The 17,505-nt window shown below is 76.5% G+C and carries 17 protein-coding genes; 8 read left to right on the forward strand and 9 right to left on the reverse strand.

Going from position 1 to position 17,505, the window contains the following annotated elements:
• A partial coding sequence (locus ABD345_RS03115; RefSeq protein WP_344550116.1) for a CAP domain-containing protein occupies positions 1 to 523 on the forward strand: 523 nt, incomplete at its 5' end.
• A gap of 95 nt (positions 524 to 618) precedes the next feature.
• Here ABD345_RS03115 and ABD345_RS03120 read toward each other — a convergent pair.
• On the reverse strand, positions 619 to 1,038 hold the full coding sequence (locus ABD345_RS03120; RefSeq protein ID WP_344550117.1) for an STAS domain-containing protein: 420 nt from the start codon (positions 1,036 to 1,038) through the stop codon (positions 619 to 621).
• Between the two features lie 326 nt (positions 1,039 to 1,364).
• On the opposite strand from ABD345_RS03120, the gene ABD345_RS03125 reads away from it, so the two are divergent.
• Entirely contained in the window at positions 1,365 to 2,153 is a 789-nt protein-coding gene (locus ABD345_RS03125) for a VOC family protein (RefSeq protein WP_344550118.1), read from the forward strand.
• A 30-nt stretch (positions 2,154 to 2,183) separates the two neighbouring features.
• Here ABD345_RS03125 and ABD345_RS03130 read toward each other — a convergent pair whose 3' ends face one another.
• A complete protein-coding gene (locus ABD345_RS03130) occupies positions 2,184 to 3,530 on the reverse strand; it encodes a cryptochrome/photolyase family protein (RefSeq protein ID WP_344550119.1) in 1,347 nt (448 codons plus the stop codon).
• Between the two features lie 314 nt (positions 3,531 to 3,844).
• On the opposite strand from ABD345_RS03130, the gene ABD345_RS03135 reads away from it, so the two are divergent.
• Positions 3,845 to 6,133: a CRISPR-associated endonuclease Cas3'' gene (locus ABD345_RS03135; RefSeq protein WP_344550120.1), complete on the forward strand. Its 2,289-nt coding sequence runs from the start codon at positions 3,845 to 3,847 to the stop codon at positions 6,131 to 6,133.
• Between the two features lie 117 nt (positions 6,134 to 6,250).
• Here the strand turns inward: ABD345_RS03135 and ABD345_RS03140 are convergent, their stop codons facing one another.
• Complete coding sequence (locus tag ABD345_RS03140) at positions 6,251 to 6,718, reverse strand: ricin-type beta-trefoil lectin domain protein (protein WP_344550121.1); 468 nt, start codon at positions 6,716 to 6,718, stop codon at positions 6,251 to 6,253.
• Positions 6,719 to 7,005: 287 nt separating this feature from the next.
• Between ABD345_RS03140 and ABD345_RS03145 the strand changes: the two genes are divergently transcribed.
• On the forward strand, positions 7,006 to 8,808 hold the full coding sequence (locus ABD345_RS03145; protein WP_344550122.1) for a hypothetical protein: 1,803 nt from the start codon (positions 7,006 to 7,008) through the stop codon (positions 8,806 to 8,808).
• Between the two features lie 29 nt (positions 8,809 to 8,837).
• Here ABD345_RS03145 and ABD345_RS03150 read toward each other — a convergent pair whose 3' ends face one another.
• From ABD345_RS03150 to ABD345_RS03160, 3 genes are all read right to left on the reverse strand, one after another.
• Complete coding sequence (locus ABD345_RS03150) at positions 8,838 to 9,620, reverse strand: class I SAM-dependent methyltransferase (RefSeq protein ID WP_344550123.1); 783 nt, start codon at positions 9,618 to 9,620, stop codon at positions 8,838 to 8,840.
• Between the two features lie 91 nt (positions 9,621 to 9,711).
• The gene (locus ABD345_RS03155; protein WP_344550124.1) at positions 9,712 to 10,179 is read right to left on the reverse strand and encodes a DUF3291 domain-containing protein; all 468 of its coding nucleotides are present in this window, start codon (positions 10,177 to 10,179) and stop codon (positions 9,712 to 9,714) included.
• 48 nt (positions 10,180 to 10,227) lie between these two features.
• Positions 10,228 to 10,878 (reverse strand): helix-turn-helix transcriptional regulator, encoded by a 651-nt coding sequence (locus ABD345_RS03160; protein ID WP_344550126.1) that lies wholly within the window; start codon positions 10,876 to 10,878, stop codon positions 10,228 to 10,230.
• A gap of 337 nt (positions 10,879 to 11,215) precedes the next feature.
• Between ABD345_RS03160 and ABD345_RS03165 the strand changes: the two genes are divergently transcribed.
• Complete coding sequence (locus ABD345_RS03165) at positions 11,216 to 11,452, forward strand: hypothetical protein (RefSeq protein ID WP_344550127.1); 237 nt, start codon at positions 11,216 to 11,218, stop codon at positions 11,450 to 11,452.
• 128 nt (positions 11,453 to 11,580) lie between these two features.
• On the opposite strand, the gene ABD345_RS03170 is transcribed toward ABD345_RS03165, so the two are convergent.
• Both ABD345_RS03170 and ABD345_RS03175 read right to left on the reverse strand, forming a co-directional pair.
• The gene (locus tag ABD345_RS03170) at positions 11,581 to 11,946 is read right to left on the reverse strand and encodes a zinc-ribbon domain-containing protein (protein WP_344550362.1); all 366 of its coding nucleotides are present in this window, start codon (positions 11,944 to 11,946) and stop codon (positions 11,581 to 11,583) included.
• A gap of 33 nt (positions 11,947 to 11,979) precedes the next feature.
• Positions 11,980 to 13,320 carry an NAD(P)/FAD-dependent oxidoreductase gene (locus ABD345_RS03175; RefSeq protein ID WP_344550128.1) on the reverse strand — a complete coding sequence of 447 codons (1,341 nt, stop codon included), beginning with the start codon at positions 13,318 to 13,320 and terminating at the stop codon, positions 11,980 to 11,982.
• Positions 13,321 to 13,599: 279 nt separating this feature from the next.
• Between ABD345_RS03175 and ABD345_RS03180 the strand changes: the two genes are divergently transcribed.
• Complete coding sequence (locus ABD345_RS03180) at positions 13,600 to 15,351, forward strand: cation:proton antiporter domain-containing protein (RefSeq protein ID WP_344550129.1); 1,752 nt, start codon at positions 13,600 to 13,602, stop codon at positions 15,349 to 15,351.
• Between the two features lie 14 nt (positions 15,352 to 15,365).
• On the opposite strand, the gene ABD345_RS03185 is transcribed toward ABD345_RS03180, so the two are convergent.
• Positions 15,366 to 15,761, reverse strand: coding sequence for a cupin domain-containing protein (locus ABD345_RS03185; RefSeq protein WP_344550130.1), 396 nt, complete (start codon positions 15,759 to 15,761; stop codon positions 15,366 to 15,368).
• A 52-nt stretch (positions 15,762 to 15,813) separates the two neighbouring features.
• On the opposite strand from ABD345_RS03185, the gene ABD345_RS03190 reads away from it, so the two are divergent.
• Both ABD345_RS03190 and ABD345_RS03195 read left to right on the forward strand, forming a co-directional pair.
• On the forward strand, positions 15,814 to 16,809 hold the full coding sequence (locus ABD345_RS03190; RefSeq protein ID WP_344550131.1) for a GlxA family transcriptional regulator: 996 nt from the start codon (positions 15,814 to 15,816) through the stop codon (positions 16,807 to 16,809).
• A 234-nt stretch (positions 16,810 to 17,043) separates the two neighbouring features.
• Entirely contained in the window at positions 17,044 to 17,484 is a 441-nt protein-coding gene (locus ABD345_RS03195; protein ID WP_344550132.1) for a GNAT family N-acetyltransferase, read from the forward strand.
• The last annotated feature ends 21 nt before the right edge of the window (positions 17,485 to 17,505 follow it).

A 17,505-nucleotide genomic window follows, 5' to 3' on the forward strand; every position in this document is an offset into this window, starting at 1 on the left:
GGGCCGCGCCGCCCCCGCCGCCCCGCCCGCCCCGTCGCCGAGCGCGGCGTCGAGCGCGCCGCCCGCGTCGTCCGCCGCGCCCGCGCCGTCCGCTCCCCCGTCGTCCGCGCCCGCCTCCGTCTCCGCGGAGAAGCGCGCCGCGGACCTGGCGCAGCAGGTGCTCGACCTGGTCAACTCGGAGCGGGCGAAGGCGGGTTGCGGGCCGCTCGGGGCGAACGCGAAGCTAGCGACGGCGGCGCTGCGGCACTCCGAGGACATGGCGGCGCGGAACTTCTTCGACCACACCAACCCGGACGGCGCCGGTCCGCAGCAGCGGATCGACGCCGTCGGGTACGCCTGGAGCGGGTGGGGGGAGAACATCGCGCGCGGTCAGAAGGACGCGGCCGCGGTGATGGACAGTTGGATGAACAGCTCGGGCCACCGGGCGAACATCCTGAACTGCGGCTTCACCGAGCTGGGGGTGGGGGTCCACCTGGGCGCCGGTGGGCCTTGGTGGACGCAGGACTTCGGCACGCCGCGCTGACGGCTCCGCCGCCGGCTCCGTCGGTGGTGGCACCGTCGCCGCTGACGGTGCCGTCGGCCCGGCGGTGCTCCGCCGCTCCGCTCCCGGCGGCGGGCTCAGTCGGTGGTGGCGCGGGTCCCTTCCCGTGGGCGGGGGACGGCTTCGACGGCCTCCCCGGTCAGGACGGCCTCGCGCAGGTCGGCGAGCGCCTCGTCCACGGAGTCGTGGACGTCGAAGATCCGCTCGATCCCGAACAGCTGGAGGATCTTGCGGGTGTGGACGTCGGGTCCGGGCAGGACCAGCCGCAGCTGCCCGTCGCGGGAGGACAGCATGCGACGGGTGGCCACCAGGACCGCGAAGCCCGTGGAGTCGCAGAAGTCGACCCGGCTGATGTCGACCACCATGCGCAGGCAGCCGTCGGTGACCAGTCGTTGGAGCCGCTCGCGCAGGGCTGCGACTCCGCTGATGTCCACTTCTCCGGCTACCTGGACCACCGTCCAGCCGTACCGCTCCCCGTAGCTCACGCTCAGTGCCACTCTGTTGCCTCTCTCCGGGATCGCTGGGGGTATGCGGCCTCTGCCCGTTTCCTCCGGCGGCAACCCTGTTCCAGGTGACGATTTAGCGGCCGGGAGGAGTAATTTCCGCGAAATGTCATGGCCGTGGTCCGTTCGACGGCCGAATTCGCTGCTCGATCCGACGATCTGCACAGGATTTACTCCGGTTGGCGGTACCGCCGGGGCCGGTGACAGGCTGGGAGAGGAGCGCCCCGGCAGTGCCCCGCGAGCGCAGCGGCAGCGCCCCCGCAGTGCCCCGCGGGTGCCCCCGCAGCGCCCCGACCGCGTTCCGGCGAAGGGAGAACGCCGTGATCACCACCGATTTCGTGCCCGGCTCGCCGTGCTGGCTGGACCTGGGCGCGCCCGACGTGCCGGCCGCCGCCGCGTTCTACGGCCCGGTGCTGGGGTGGGAGTTCAGCGCGCCGCCGGGCGCGGACGGCTTCCTGCTCGCGACCGCCGCCGGCCGGACCGCGGGCGGCCTCGGCCCGCTCACCGAGCGCGGCGCCCGCTCGGCCTGGATGGTCTACTTCTTCACCCCGGACGTCCACGAGACCGCCGCCTCGGTGCTGCGCGCGGGCGGCACCGTGCGGGTCGAGCCCCGGGACGTGGCCGACTGGGCCTCGTTCGCCCAGTTCACCGACCCGCAGGGCGGGCGGTTCGCGGTCTGGACGCCGGGCCGGGCGGGCGGCCTGGCCGCCGTCGACGGGCCCGGCGGCCTGTGCTGGACGGAGCTCTACACCACCGACGCGGCCGGCGCCCTCGCCTTCTACGGGACGGTGTTCGGCTGGCGGCACGAGGACACCCCCATGCCGGGCGGCACCGGCACCTACACCATCGTCACCCCCGCCGGGCAGCCCCCCGAGCGGATGCACGGCGGCGTCCTCCAGGTCGGCCCCGCCGAGCTGACCCTCTCCCGGGGCACCCCCTCCTGGCACCCGGTCTTCGCCGTCGCCGACTGCGACGGGGCCGCCGCCACCGTCGCCACCCACGGCGGCCTCGTCGTGATGGGCCCGGAGACCGCCCCGGACATCGGCCGGATGGCGGTCTGCACCGACCCGTCCGGCGCGGACTTCGTCCTGATGACGCCCAGCGCCTGAACCGGCCCGGCCCCCGGAGCGCCGCGGCCGTCAGACGCCCGGGAGGGTGTCCTGCGGGATGCGGGCGGTGCGCAGGCGGTGGCCGGTGCTGTCCGGGGGGATCAGCGGCAGCGGGTAGCCGGCCGGGCGGCGGACGGACTTCCAGGGGCGGTGGATCGCGCCGCCGGGGAGGTGGGCGAGCTCCGGGACCCAGCGACGGACGTAGGCGCCGTCGGGGTCGTAGCGGTCGGCCTGGGTGAGCGGGTTGAGGACCCGGTTGGGGCGGGTGTCGGTGCCGGTCCCGGCGACCCACTGCCAGTTGAGCTGGTTGTTGGCGAGGTCGCCGTCGACCAGGTGGTGCAGGAAGTGGTCGGCGCCCGAACGCCAGTCCAGGTAGAGGGACTTGGCGAGGAAGCTGGCGGTGAGCAGCCGGGCCCGGTTGTGCATCCAGCCGGTCTCGGCGAGCTGGCGCATGCCCGCGTCGACGATCGGGAAGCCGGTCCGGCCCTCGCGCCAGGCGGCGAGCTCCTCCGGGTCCTCGCGCCACCGGTCGTGCCGGGGGCGGTAGTCGGCGCGGGCCGCGTCGGGGCGGGCGGCCAGCACCTGGTGGTGGAAGTCGCGCCAGACCAGTTGGCGGACGAAGGCCTCGGCGCCGTGGCCGCCGCGCCGTTCGGCGAGGTGGACGAGTTCGTTGGCGGACAGGCAGCCGAAGTGCAGGTACGGGGAGAGGTGGGAGGTGCCGTCGGCGGCGAGGTCGTCGTGCAGGTCGGCGTAGTTCTCGGTGCGCCAGTGCTGCCAGGCGCGGCGGGCGGCGTCCTCGCCGGGGTCGGGCAGCCGGCGGGCGGTGGGGGTCGCGGTGGGCAGCGGGGCGCCGCGCAGGTCCTCGGGGGTGCGCAGGTCGCGGGGCGGGGGCAGCGGGGTGCGGCGGGGGGCCTGCTGCCAGGCCCGGTGGTAGGGGGTGAAGACGGCGTAGTGGTCGCGCCCGGCGGGCAGCACGGCGCCGGGCGGGACGGCGGTGAGCGAGCCCTCGTGCACCCGGAGCCGGTCGCCCAGGGCCCGGCGCAGCCGCTGCTCGCGCCGCCGGGCGTACCCGCTGACCCCGGCGGCGACGTGGACGGCGGCCGCGCCGGTCTCGGCGGCGAGCTTCGCGGTCTGCTCGGCGGTGTCTCCCTCGCGCACCAGCAGCCGTCCGCCGGCCCGGCGCAGGTTCGCGTCGAGGTCGGCGAGGCAGCCGGCCAGGAACGCGGTGCGGTTGGGGGCGGCGAAGCCGGCGGCGGTGACGGCCGGGTCGGTGACGAACAGCGGCACCACCTGGTCGGCGCCGGTGCGGGCGGCGTGCAGCGCGGGGTTGTCGTGCAGGCGCAGGTCCTGGGTGAACAGGACGATGGCGAGTGTCATGGTGCTGCCTTCGGTGCGGGGAGCTCCGCCGTGTCGACATGGCGCTCTGTCGGCTCTGCGGGGTGCGGGCGTTGCGCGGCGGGGACCGGGGTCCCCGTGGAGTGTTCGGAGCGGCGGCCGGAGCGGATGGGTGCGGCTTTCCGGCGGAGTGGGTCGGCCCGTCCGACCGCCAGTGCCGCGTCGGGCAGCCTTCGCCGTGCAGCCGCCCGGTGCGCTGCGCGGACGGCGCGGCCGCGGGCTGACGCCCCGCCACCCCTCCCCGTCCGTCCGGGCCGCGCCCTAGAGTCGGGGTCCACGGCGAGGAGGGGACGCGGATGGCGCAGGGGTACGGGGAGTTCTTCCGCACGGCGACTGGCCACCGGCCGTACGCCTACCAGCGGGCGCTCGCGGCGGACGGGCTGCCGCCGTGGGTGCGGGCGCCGTCGGGGGGCGGGAAGACCGCGGCGGCCGTGCTGGCGTGGCTGTACCGGCGGACGGTGTCCGCGCCGGAGGGGACCGCGCGGCGGCTGGTGTACGTGCTGCCGCAGGGCAGCCTGGCGGACTGGACGCACGCCCTGGTCGGCGGCTGGCTGGAGCGGCTGGGCCTCGCGGAGCGGGTGGACCTGCACCTGCTGACCGGCCCGGACGGGCAGGACGGCGCCTGGCGGCGGCGGCCGGAGCGGACGGCGGTCCTGGTCGGCACCCACGACGTGCTGCTGAGCCGGGCGCTGATGCGCGGCTTCGCCGACTCCCGGACGATGGCGCCGGTCTCGTTCGGCCTGCTCAACAACGACGCGCACTGGGTGTTCGACGAGGCGCCCCTGCTGGGCCCCGGCCTGCCCACCGGGGAGCGGCTGCAGGCGTGGCGCGACGCGCTGGGCACGACGGCCCCGACCCGGACCACCTGGATGTCCTCGACCGGCGGGAGCACCGGCGCCGAGGCCGAGGCCGATGGGGGCGCCGAGGCCGTTGGGGGCACCGAGGCCGGCGGGGGCGCCGAGGCCGGGCCGGAGGCCGGGCCCGCCGGCACCCGCCTGGCCCGGCGGCTGCACCCGGCCCCGGGCCGGTACGTCCCCGACCTGGTGGCGGCGCTGGGCGCGGCGCACCGCCCCGGCACCCGGACCGTCGCCGCGCTGAACTCCCCGGCCCGGGCCCGCGAGGTGCACGCCGCGCTGCGCGCCGCGCACCCCGACCAGCCCGCGGTGCTGCTGCTCCCGTACCTGCGCTCCGCCGAACGGCGTTCCCTGGTACGGGAGTTGCCGGCGGACGGGTTCCTGGTCACGACCCGGGCGCTGGACGCCGGGTCCGACCTGTCCGCCCGCACGGTGTTCACCGAGCTCGCCCCGTGGGGCGCCGTGGTCCAGCGGGCCGGGCGCTGCAACCGGCACGGCGAGCACCCGGAGGGCGGCGAGCTGCTGTGGTGCCCGCCGGAGGGGGCCAGGTCCTTGGCCGACGAGGAGCGGTGGCTGGCGGCGCACGAGGGGGCGGCGGTCACCGCCGCCGACCTGTTCCGGGCCCCGTTCCCGGACCGGTGGGAGCCCGCACCGGGGCGGCCCGGGCCGAGGGTGCCCGGGCTGGGCCGGGAGGTGCTGACGGCGCTGTTCGACACCGGGCGCACGGCCGGGCCGGTCAGCACGAGCCCTTGGGTCTGCGGGCTGCGGGAGCGGACGGTCTTCGTGGCCTGGCGCGACTGGGGTGCGGCGGGCCGCCCGGCGGAGGACGAGCCGGAGCCCGGGCGGGCCGAGCAGTGCGAGGCGCCGCTCACCGAGGTCCGCCACCGGATCGCGGACGGCGGGGGCTGGCTGCGGGACCGCACCGACGGCCGGTGGCGGCCCGCCGGGGCGGTGGACCTGCGGGCGGGCGCGGTGCTGACCCTGGACGCGGCCGGGGGCGGCCACCTGCCGGGGCTGGGCTGGCGGCCGGAGAGCCGGGTACCGGTGCCCCCGCTGTTCACCGGGCGCACCCCGCCCGGGTCCGGGTGCGCGGCCTGGGTGGGCCTGGAGCAGCACCTGCGGGAGACCGAGGAGGAGGCCCGGGCACTCACCGCCGGGCTGCCCGGCCTGACCGGGGCGCAGCGGGAGGCGGTGGCACTGGCCGCCCGGCTGCACGACCTCGGCAAGTGCCACCACGTGTTCCAGGAGAAGCTGCGCGACGGCGGCGGCGACCCGCCGCCGGGGCTGCTCGCCAAGTCCAAGGCGCCCTGGAACAACGGGGTCTCGGTCCGCCCGCACTTCCGGCACGAACTGGTCAGCGCGCTCCTGCTGCTGGCCGGCGGGCACTGGCACGCGCCCGGTCCGGACCCGTCCCTGGTGACGTACCTGGTCGCGGCGCACCACGGCCAGGTGCGGGTCTCGGCCCGCCCCGAGCCCGGTGAGGACCCGGACACCCTGCTGGGCGTCCGGGACGGGGACCGCACCCCGCCGGTGGCCCTCTCCAGCGGCGAGCGCTTCCCGGCCCTGCACCTCTCCCCCGCCGCCGCGTTCGGCCCGGACGGGGTCTGGCCGCCGCTGGTGGCGGCCCTGCTGTCCGACCCGGCCCTGGGCCCGTTCCGGCTGGCCCACCTGGAGTCCCTGGTCCGCACCGCCGACTGGCGCTCCAGCGCCCGGCACGACGGCCCGCTCTGACGGGCCGCGCCGAGCGGCCGCTCGGCCCGCTCCGACCGCTTGGCCCGCTCCGACCGCGCCACCGACCGGGAACGGCCCGGCACCCGTGCGTCGCGGGTGCCGGGCCGTGCGGTGGGTCTAGACGTACGCCAGGCTGATCTGCTGGTTGAAGACCACCCAGTGCTGGCCCGGGTCGCGGGTGTCGCAGGGCTTGGTGGAGACGTCCGGGGTGCCCCAGGCGTTGGCGAGACAGTAGCCGGGGGCGTAGGTCAGCGAGATCTGCTGGCCGGAGACGGTCCAGTACTGGCCGAGGTCCTGCGGGTCGCAGGGCTTGGTGGAGACGTTCGGGGTGCTCCAGGCGTTGGCCAGGCAGTACGCGGGGGCGTTGCTGAGCGCGATCTGCTGGCCGGAGACGGTGAAGTGCTGGCCCTGGTCCTTGGCCTCGCAGGGCTTGGTGCCGATGCCCGGGGTGCCCCAGGCGTTGGCCAGGCAGTAGACGCCGGGGTGCGGGGCGGGGTCGGCCGCCCCGGCCGTTCCGGCGGGCAGGAGCGCGGCGGTCAGGGCCAGCGCGGCCAGGGTGATCGTCCTGCGGAGTGCGGTTGCCATCGGGCGGGGGTTCCGTTCTCGTTCCGGTCGCACGGCTGTGCGCGCCGCGCACGCTTCGCATGCGGACCGTCGTTGTGGGGTGCGACCCGGAGAGTCGGGCGCACCGCCATTGATAGCAGCAAGGGGCGACCGACTGACTACTCAGCGCAACCGGATTCACCCGGTCGGCAGCGCACCGGCGCCCGGCCCCCGGCGGTCCCGGCCGGGGCGTGGCGCAACTATCCGATGATCCACTCGTTGGTCCGTCCGACGTAGCCGGGTCCCGTCCCGATGCCTTGGAGGAGCCGATGGATCTCAAGACGCTGCCGCGGCCCGGGGTGGCCGGCGCCGGGGGCCAACGGGCTTCCGCGGAGGCCGTGTTGGTGCGGCACTACCGGCGGCTGGTGTGCCTGGCCTACCTGACGCTGCCCGCCGACCGGGGGCGGCACGCCCGGGTGGTGGCGGCGCACGCGGTGGTGCAGCGGGCGCTGCCCGTACTCGGCGGCCGGGCGGCCGGGGAGGACGGGTACCCGGCGGCGCGGATCCGGGTGCTGCGCGGGGCGCTGCGCCGACGGCGCTGGCCCGGGGCCGCGTTCCCCCGGGTGTGGGGGGTGCGGCTGTTCACCCCGCCGGACGACGGGGACGCCGAACTCGACGCCCGGCTGGCCGAGTTGCCCGCCCCGGCGCGGGCGGGTTTCGCCCTCCAGGTGCTGGACGGCCTGGACCGGGCCGAGGCCGCCGAAGTACTGGCCTGGGCCGGGGTGGAGGCCCCCGCCGACTCCGCCCGGGCCGGGGCCGAACTGCTGCGCGCCGCGCGCACCCCCGACTGGTCCGACCTCCCGCCCGGCTACGACGCCTGCACGGTCCACCTCCAGCCGGGCGACCTGCTGCGCCGCCGCCGGCTGGCGGTGGTCGCCGCGGCGGTGGCGGTGGCCCTGACGGCCGCCGCCGTCCCCGTCCTGGCCCCGTCCGGCAGCGACCGGCCCGCCGCGTCGACCCCGCTCCCCCGCCAGGTCGTTGCCGAGCGCCGCGCCGACGACCTGTGGCGCGGCACCGCGAAGCTGGGCCTCGCCGTCTGGCCCGCCCGCGGCGAACTGCGCGACGACAGCGCCCTGGTCGGCCGCGCCACCGCCGCCTGGCAGCAGGCCGGGCCGCCCACCGCCGTACCCCAACTCCTGTACGCGGGACGGCTGGACGGCACGCCGGTGGTCCTGCTGACGGACGGCCGGAGCCTGGCCAGGTACACCGAGGAACCGGCGGGCCCGGCCCTGGCGCTGGCCCCGGCCGGGGACAGCGACGTGACGGCGGGCGCGGCGGTCGTGCTGCGGCGCGACGACCGCGGGGCCAGGTACCTGCTGGCGCCGTGGATCGCGTCCGCGGCGACCCGGCGGCTGGACCGGCCGGACGAGGCGGAGCGCCCGCTGGCCTTCCCCGGCGGCGTCACCGACCCGGTGCCGGGAACGGCCGCGCCGGGCTGCCCCGGCCCGGCGCTGCAACTGCGCTCGGACCCGGTGGTGGCCGAGCAGCACGCCTTCCTGCTCGCCGACCTCGGCGGGCTCGCCCCCGCGCACCTGACCTACACCCCGCCGCCGGACGCCTCCGCCCAGGCCCGGCCGCCCCGCGAGGCGGTCGGCCCGCAGGCGCTGCGCCGGTGGGCGGCGGGCGCCTGCGCGATCCCCGAAGCGGGCCCCGGGGTACGGCAATTGAACCTGTGGGAGTTCGCCGACCAGAAGCTCCCGCAGAACGGCGGGGAACTCGGCTGGGCCTGCCTGCGGGCCGACCACTGGGACGGCACCGGCAGCGCGGCGGCGGCGGTGCTCCCCCCGAACGGTGGTCGCGCCGAACGGCTGGCGCACGCGGACGGCCGCGCCTGCAGCCGCTACGAACAGGACACCGTCGCCCAGTACCGCTGGCGCGCCCCCAACGGCACCCCCTACCTCCTGGTCGCCGCCAGCCGCCGGGTCTCCCGCCTGATCGTCACCACGCCGTCCCGCCGCCTCGACCAACCCGCCCCGCCCACCCGCACCCTGGCCCTCGACAACCCGGGCAGCGGCCCCACCACCGTCGAGGCGGTCACGGCCGCGGGCACCCGCCTGAAGCCCATCGACTGACGGACGGACACCGCCGGTGTCCGTCCGGGCTAGTGCGGGGGCGAAGGGCGCCGGGCAGTGAGTACGGGCTGGTAATACCCGCTGGAGTCGGCGGTGTGCCAGGTGATGTCGGTGAAGCCGGCTTCGGCCACGAACCCCGTCAACTGCTGGCGGTTCAGTGCCCAGTAGGTGGTGCGGCGGACTCGAACGTCCCAGGTGCTCCGCGCCGGGGTGAGTTGGAAGTGTTCGAGGTCGTAGCGCTCGCCGTCCTCGTGCCAGTGCCAGAGCTGGAAGTTGATCACCTTGCCGTCGGGGGTCTCGGAGACCTGGGGTGGTGTCGTCGCGGGTCTGGCCCGGCGGGCGTCGTCGTAGTCCCGGAGGCTGATCACCAGCAGTCCGTCGTCCCGGAGCACGCGGCGCATGCCGACGAGGGCCTCCTGGACGTCCTGCGCGGACAGCAGGTGCGGGAGCGAATTGTCGGCGCACAGGACGACATCGAAGGACGACGACCCGAAGGGCAGTTGACGCATGTCCGCGGCGACTGCCGGAAGCCTGGCGCCCCGGGCCGCCGCTTCGGCGGCGGCCCGTGTCGTTGCGAGCGGGCTCAGGTCGCTGCCGAAGACCTCGTGCCCGGCCAGGGCCAGTCCGATCGCCTGGGTCCCGATGCCGCACGAACAGTCCAGGATCCTGTGCGGCCCCGGCCCCAGACGCGGGTGCAGGAGCCCGTCGAGCACCTTGGCCTGGTGCGCCATGCTCGCGTCCCAGTCCCGGAAGATCAGGTGGTAGTCGCGGGCCAGTTCGTCGTAGAAGTCTCTGGTCGAGGATTCGGACATGCGCGCCACCCTAGTGCGTGTACTGCCGGGCGGGCGCCGTTTTACGCACCGGCCCGACGCACCGATCCGGCGCACCGAACCGGTCGGAGCACTAGAGGTCGCGGAAGGTGAACGCGTCCGGGCCGGGGCCGTGGGTGCGGAGGGTGGCGAGGCGGGACATCGCCTCGTCGAGGGTGGGGCGGTGGCCGGCCGGGACCCACCACATGGCCTGGTGGGCCTCGGTGGGGCGGTGGAACCACTCGCGGCGGCGGGCCAGCACCCGCAGGTGGTCGCTGCGGTAGACGTAGGCCCGGAGCGCTTCGACGGACTCCCAGACCGAGCAGTTGACCTGGAGCAGGTCGTCGTCCCGGTCGGGCCGCAGGCCGGTCGCGTCGGCGCCCGCCTCGTCGACCATCCGCCAGACGAATCCGGGGCTGCGTTCGGCGAGTGCGTTGATCTCCGCCAACTGGCCGACGAATCCGGCGAGTTCGGGGCTGTCCAGGGCGGCGACGGTGCGGCCGACGTTGACCTGGGCGAGGTGGTGTCCGGGGGCGGGCGCGGTGAGCCGGGGCGTGGTCATGCGGCCAGCATGGCCCGACCCGCCTTCTATCGTCAATAGTTGTTGTTTTTAGACTTCGCGCCGACCGTCGTCCCGGGGCTCGCAGCGGGTGAACGACACGCAGCACCCGTCCGCGCCCGGGTCCATCACCGGCGCCCACTCCTCCCCGGCCAGCCCCTGGAGCAGCGCCAGGTTCATGCCGCACACCAGCGCCGGGAACTCGTCCGCCAGCGCGTGGAAGGGGCAGTTGCGCAGTCGCAGCACCTCCCCGTCCCGGTACGGCGCGTAGCCGCGCTCGCGCAGCGCGGCGGGCAGGTCGGACGGCCGCCGCTCCGCGCCGGCGGTGCGGGCCGCGGCCTGCAACTCCTGGTCCAGACCGGCCCGTTCGACCACTTCGGCGAGCAGGCGGCCGGCTTCGCCGTAGGCCCGGGGCGGCAGGGCGACGGCGATCTCGGTGTCGGCCCGGCGGTAGAGCTTGGCGGGGCGGCCCGCGCCGGGGCCACCGCGGCCGGCCGGGCGGCGGTAGGAGGTGGTGAGCAGGCCCGCGTCCACCAGCTTGTCCAGGTGGAAGGCGGCCAGCGAGCGGGAGACGCCCACCGCCGCCGCGGCGGCGTCCCGGCCGGTCTCCTGCGGGGCGTCGGCGACGTGCCGGTAGAGGGCGCGCCGCACCGGGTCGGCGAGGGCGCCCAGCGCCTCGATCGAGGAGTCCTCAGCAGTCATCCGTCGAGTCTATGACCGGTGGGGCGGACGACCGCGGGGCGGACGACCGCGGGGCGGACGACCGCGGGGCGGACGACCGCGGGGCGGACGACCGCGGGGCGGACGACCGCGGGGCGGACCCGACGGAGCGGGCGGGGCGGGGCGGATCCGGTGCGAACGCGCCACCGGGGCGGCGGCGTTGCGCCATGCCGTCCGAATTGCCCACCCATTGCCCGCCATTCGTTTCTACACCTCTGTAGAGTATCCCCGACCGCCAGCAGCCGGGCCGTTCGGGCACCCCCCACCCGTCGCCCCCGCCGACCGGACTCGAAGGAGGCCCGCAGTGCATCCTCCGCAGTTGCAGACCGACCCCGCCTGGTCCCCGCCGGAACAGGACGTCCACCCCGCCTACCAGCCCGTGGAGGTCCTGCTCGACGGCTCCGGCAGCTGGGCGCTGGGCCGGATCAACGCCTGGTGGCGCTCCCCCGACGACGAGCCCTGGTGCCGCCTGCGGCTGATCGGCTCCGCCGCGGGCCCCGCCTGGCGGCGCTACGACCCCGAGCGGATCCTGCTGCTCCCCACCCACGGGACGTGAGCGGCCGCCGCCCGCGGCCCCCGGGCCGGGGCGCCGCGTGACCCCCTCCGCCCCGCTCGACCGCCCGCCCGCCGGGGGTCCGCTCCAGCAGCAGGACCCCGCCGGGGGCGGCGCCGTACCGGCAGCGGTCAGCGCCGGGTGCCGCAGCCGGGGCAGAACGCGGAGCCCTCGGGCAGTTCGGCGTGGCAGGAGGTGCACTGCGGGGGCCGGGCGGGCCGGAAGCCGCAGCCGGGGCAGAACGGCGTGCCGTGGGTCTCGGCGCGGCACTGCGGGCAGACCAGTCGGCGGTCGACGGTGACGTCGAACTGCCCGGCCCGGGACTGGCCGTGGGCGTACGCGTTCTCGGTGACGGCGTCGTCGAGGCCGCGCTGGCGGGCCGCGGCCGCCTCGGCGGCGGTGTCGGGGGCGCCGGCCAGGCCGTCGGCGGCGTTGGCGAGGCCGCGGGAGGCGCTGCCGCCGAGCAGGCTCCAGGCGGTGCTGACGCCCTTGTTGATCCAGCCGGCGGCCTGTCCGGTGCGGCCGTGTGGTCAGCCGCCGAACAGGACCGGTCCCAGCACGGAGGGACGGAACAGCAGGGTGGGCGGTTCCACCATCGCCGCGACCTGGTGGAACGCGGCGGCGACCCGGACGTCGGTGACGGCGCGGGCCAGCACCCGGTCCAGCAGCCGCTGCTGGACGCGGACCTGGAGGCCGGAGGGGCCGCCGGTGGTGCCGGCGAAGCGGACGTCCTCGCCGGCGGCCATCTGCCAGGGGTTCCGGGTGGCCGCGGCGACGGCGTCGCGGGTCTCCCGGACGGCGGCGTGGCCGAGGTCGCCGTGCTTGTGGACGGCGTTGCGCAGGGCGCGGGCGCCGAAGGCGGCGACGGTCATGCCCTGGCCGTAGACCGGGTTGAAGGTGCAGGAGGCGTCGCCGACGGCGAGGAAGCCGTGCGGGGCGGAGCGCTCGTAGTGCCGCCACACGCTGGGGCCGGGGACGAAGCCGCGGGCCGGGCCGGCGGGCTTGGCGCCGATGACCGCCTCGGCGATGCCCGGGTCGCGCAGCAGGCCGAGCTGCTTCTCGAACTCCTCGGGTTGGAGCGAGGGTTCGAAGCCGCGCATGCCGCCCATGCCGACGATCCAGCGGTCGCCCTCGACCGGCAGCAGGACGCCGAAGCGGCCCCGCTCGGGGGCCTGGCTCTGCAGGTAGAGCGCGGAGCCGGCGGGGGCGTCGGCGGGCCGGTGGTAGAACCGGGTGGCGTAGGAGACGCCGGCGTCGACCCGCTCCCGGGGGACGACGGACGCGCCGATCACCGAGAGCCACTTGGCGGCCCGGGTGGAGCGCCCGGCGGCGTCGACCACCAACTCGGCCGCCAGCTCGGACTCCTGCTCGCCGTCCTTGCCCCGGCCGGTGATCCGCACGCCGGTGACGGCGTGCCGGTCGCCGAGCAGTCCGGTGACCTCGGCGCCGGTGCGGAACTCGATGTTCGGCGCGCTGCGGACCCGCTCCAGCACCACGTGGTCGATCAGCGGACGGCTGCAGGTGAGCACCGAGAGGTCGCTCTCGTACCGGGCGAGCCAGCCCGCGGCGGTGAGCCAGCGCAGGCCGCCGGAGAGCGGGACCCGGGTGGCGCCGGCCGCGAGGAGTTCGGCGAGGGCGCCGGGCAGCAGTTCGTCGATGGTGCGCTGGCCGGCCTCCAGCAGCAGGTGGCCGTGCTTGGCCTGCGGGACGCCGGGGCGGAAGTCGACCCCGTCGGGGTAGCGGTCGCGTTCGACCACCACGACCCGGTCCGCGACGCCGTGCAGCGCCCAGGCGGCCAGGCACCCGGCCAGTCCGCCGCCGATCACCACTGCCGTGCCGCGGCCCGCGGCCGCGCTCCCCCTAGAACCCATGTCCGTACAGTAAGGGACGCGGCGCTGACAGTCACCGGGAGTCGGCGTTTCGGCCGCACTTCTTCGGCCTGGCAACTCCCTTGCCCCGGTGGGCTTTTCGCCATTCGCGGGGCAAACCGCCCGATTCGCCCGGCCGTCGGGGAGCCCGGCCGCCGCACCGGCGGACCCTCCGGCCGGGACCCGACCCGGCCGGGCGCGGTTGGGCGCGGTTGGGCCGGACGGGTGACCCGCCGGGCGCGTGGCGCGGCGGGGGGCCGGTCGCCGTCATGGGATGGCGGGATGACCTCTGAGCAGATCCTGATCGGGTCCGGCCTGACCGTGGTACTCGCCGTCGCGTCCCAACTGCTGGCCGCCCGGCTGCGCATCCCGGCGATCATCGTGCTGCTGCCGGTGGGCTTCGCGGCCGGCGCGGTCACCGACGACGTCCACCCGGACCGGCTGCTGGGCCAGGCGTTCTCCCCGCTGGTCTCGCTCGCCGTCGCGGTCATCCTGTACGACGCCGGGCTCGGCCTGGACCTGCGCAAGCTGACCGGCCACACCCGGCAGGCCGTGGTGCGGCTGGTGTGGATCGGCACCCTGCTGACCGCCCCGGCCGCCGCGCTGGCGGCCGCGCCGGTGCTGGGCGTCTCGGGGCAGGCCGCGGCGATGCTCGGCGCGATCCTGGTGGTGTCGGGCCCGACGGTGGTCGGGCCGCTGCTGAACTTCGTCCGGCCCACCGAGCGGGTGCAGCGGATCCTGGTCTGGGAGGGCTCGCTGATCGACGCGGTCGGCGGCATCCTCGGCGCGCTGGTCTTCCACGCGCTGGTGAACGAGCAGCACCGCAAGTTCGGGGCCGGCCTGCTGGAGTTCGCCGCCAGCGTGGGCCTGGGCCTGCTCGGCGGGCTGGTCGGCGCGGTGCTGCTGTGGTGGCTGCTGGTGCGCCTGCGGCTGGGCGAAGTGCTGGACACCAGCGCCCAGTTGGCGGCCGTGGTGGGCGTCGCCGCGGTCTGCGACGCGCTGCGCGAGGACACCGGGCTGATCGCCGCGATCGTGATGGGCGTGGTGGTGGCGACGGTGCCCGCGTTCGACCTGCCGGCCCGGCGGACCTTCTTCGAGACCCTGGTCTCGCTGATCGTCGGGGTGCTGTTCGTGTCGATCTCCTCGACCGTCGGCTGGGCCTCGGTGCGGCCGGTGCTGCTGCCCGCGCTGGCCCTGGTCGCGGTGCTGGTGCTGGTGGTGCGGCCGGTGGTGGCGGCGCTGTCCACCGTCGGGACGGACCTGGCCGAGGGCGAACGGGCCTTCCTGGGCTGGATGGCGCCGCGCGGCATCGTCGCCGCGTCCACCGCCGCGACCTTCTCCGCCGGCCTGGCCGCGGCGGGCGTCGGCGGCGCCGAGAAGATCCTCCCGGCCACCTTCCTGGTGATCGTCCTCACCGTCACCCTGTACGGCCTGACCGCCGTCCCGGTGGCCCGGCTGCTGCGGGTGACCCGCCCGGCCCGCTCGCGCCCGCTGCTGGTCGGCGGCGAGCCCTGGACGGTCGAACTGGCCACCGTGCTGCGCTCGGCGGGCCTGGACGTGCTGCTGTGGGCCGGGCGCGACGAGCAGCGGGCCCGGATCGCCGCCGCCGGGCTGGAACTCGCCGACGGGGAGCTGCTGGCCGCCGCGAGCGGCGAGGGCGCCGAGCAGGAGGGCGTCACCGCGGTGTACCTGCTGACCGCCGAGGACGAGTTCAACGCGCTCGCCGCGGCCGTCCTGCACGACGGGTCCGAGCTGCCGGTGTTCCGGCTGCCCGCCGCCGCGCCCGGCCCCGGCGTGGTCGGCGACGCCCCCGCCGCGATGGTGCTGCCCGCCGCCCTGACCGGCCCCGAACTGGCCCGTCGGCACGCGGCCGGCGCCCGCATCCTGCGCCGCCCCGCCGACGGCGAACTCCCGCCCGGTCACGACCTGTTGTTCACCCTCGACCGGGCCGGCCACCTCCACCCCGCCACCCTGCGCGGCGAGGCCGTCCACCCCGGCCAGGTCACCGAGCGCATCGTCCTCGGCCCGGCCTGAGGGGCCTCTGCCGCTCAGGCGTCGAGGGCGTGCCCGGTCGTCGCGTCCACGTGGGCGGGGACCTCCTCGTGGCGGTCGCCCACGGTCGGGGTCCCGGTCGGCTCGAACAGGAGGATCGCGGCGCCGGACGGCGCGGACGGCTTGTGCTCGGTGCCCGCCGGAACGGTGAAGACCGCTCCCTTCGGGAGCCGGACCGTGCGCTCGCCCCCGGCCTCGCGCAGGGAGATGCGCAGTTCCCCGTCGAGGACCAGGAAGAACTCGTCGGTGTCGTCGTGGACGTGCCAGACGTGTTCGCCCTCGACCTTGGCGATCCGGACGTCGTAGTCGTTGACGTGCGTGACGATGCGCGGGCTCCACAGCGCGTCGAAGGAGGACAGGGCCCGGGCGAGGGAGATCGGCTGGTTGCTCATGGCCCCATCCTCGGCCGTTCCACCGGGGCGGGGTGAGTGCTAGGAATCGCACATGGCGAAAGATTCCTCGCGGCACCCGGCCCGGACGCCGGGCCCGCACCGGGTGGTCGTGATCGTGGACGAGAACTCGAACCCGTTCGAACTCAGTTGCGCGATCGAAGTGTTCGGTCTGCGCAGGCCCGAGATCGGCCGCGAGCTCTACGACTTCCGGCTCTGCTCCCCCGAGCCCTCCGTCACGATGCGGGACGGGTTCTTCACCCTCGGCGGGGTCGCCGGCCTGGAGGCGGCCGACGCGGCGGACACCCTGATCGTCCCCAACCGCCCCGACGTGGAAGCCCCCCGCCGGCCCGCGGTCCTGGACGCCGTCCGGCGGGCCCACGCGCGCGGCGCCCGCCTGCTCGGCTTCTGCAGCGGCGCCTTCACCCTGGCCGAGGCCGGTGTCCTCGACGGGCGCCGGGCCGCGGTCCACTGGCAGTGGGCGGACTCCTTCCGCTCCCGCTTCCCCACCGTCCACCTCGAACCGGACGTGCTGTTCGTGGACGACGGTGACATCCTCACCGCTGCCGGGAGCGCCGCCGCCCTCGACCTCGGTCTGTACGTCGTCCGCTGCGACCACGGCGCCGAGGTCGCGAACTCCGTCAGCCGGAGACTGGTCTTCGCGGCCCACCGCGACGGCGGCCAGCGGCAGTTCGTCGAACGCCCGGTGCCCGACGTCCCCGACGCGTCGCTGGCACCGGTGCTGGCCTGGGCGCAGGAACGGCTCGACGCGCCGCTCGCGGTGGCGGACCTCGCGGCGCGAGCGGCGGTCAGCCCGGCGACCCTGCACCGTCGCTTCCGGCGGGAGCTGGGCACGACCCCGCTGGCGTGGCTCACCGGGGAACGGCTCGCCCTGGCCTGCCGACTGATCGAGCAGGGCGAACCGCGCCTCGACGTGGTCGCCCGGCTGAGCGGCCTGGGCACCGCGGCCAACATGCGCGCGCTGATGCGCCGCACCACGGGCGTCACCCCGTCCGCGTACCGACGGCGCTTCGGGCCCGGAACGCACTGACGCCCCGGCCGGACGGACCGGGGGGAGCGGATGGCCCGGACGGAACAGGCGGGCCAGGCGGAGCAGGCGGACAGGCGGAGCAGGCGGGACGGGCAGAGCAGGCAGGGCAGGCGGAGCGGGCGGGCCGGTTCACCCGGCCGACACGGTGTCGCGCCACCACGCGTAACAGCGCTCGGGTAGCGTCCGAGCGCCGCTCCCCTTTTTCCGAAAGCCTTCCCGGAGGGATCCCGTCCGATGACCACCGCCACCGCCGACCTCGACGACCTCGCCGCCTTCCTGCGGGCCCAGGGCCTGGACCCGCACGGCCTGGACGAGCCCGGCACCCTGCTGTGGACCGTCCGGGACGCCAGCGGCCCGACCGCCAGCGCCGCCCTGGAGCTCGCCGGTCCGGCCGCCCTGCTGCGCAGCGTCGCCGTCCGGCCGGACCGGCGCGGCAGCGGCACCGCCCGCCGGCTGGTCGAGGACGTGCTGGCCGAGGCGGCCGCGGGCGGCATCCGCCGGGTCTACCTGTTCTCCACCGACGCGGGCGCGTTCTGGCGGCGCCTCGGCTTCCGCGAGGTGCCCGTCCCGGAGGCCGCCGACGCGCTGGCCGCCGCCCCGCAGGTCCGCCAGTACCTCGCGGACGGCTCGCTGGCCGCCGAGGTCGCCTGGTGCCGCGACCTGGCGACCTCCTGACGGCCCCTCGGACGTACCCGG

Origin of the sequence: Kitasatospora saccharophila (assembly GCF_039529925.1) — a bacterium.
Lineage (GTDB): Bacteria > Actinomycetota > Actinomycetes > Streptomycetales > Streptomycetaceae > Kitasatospora > Kitasatospora saccharophila.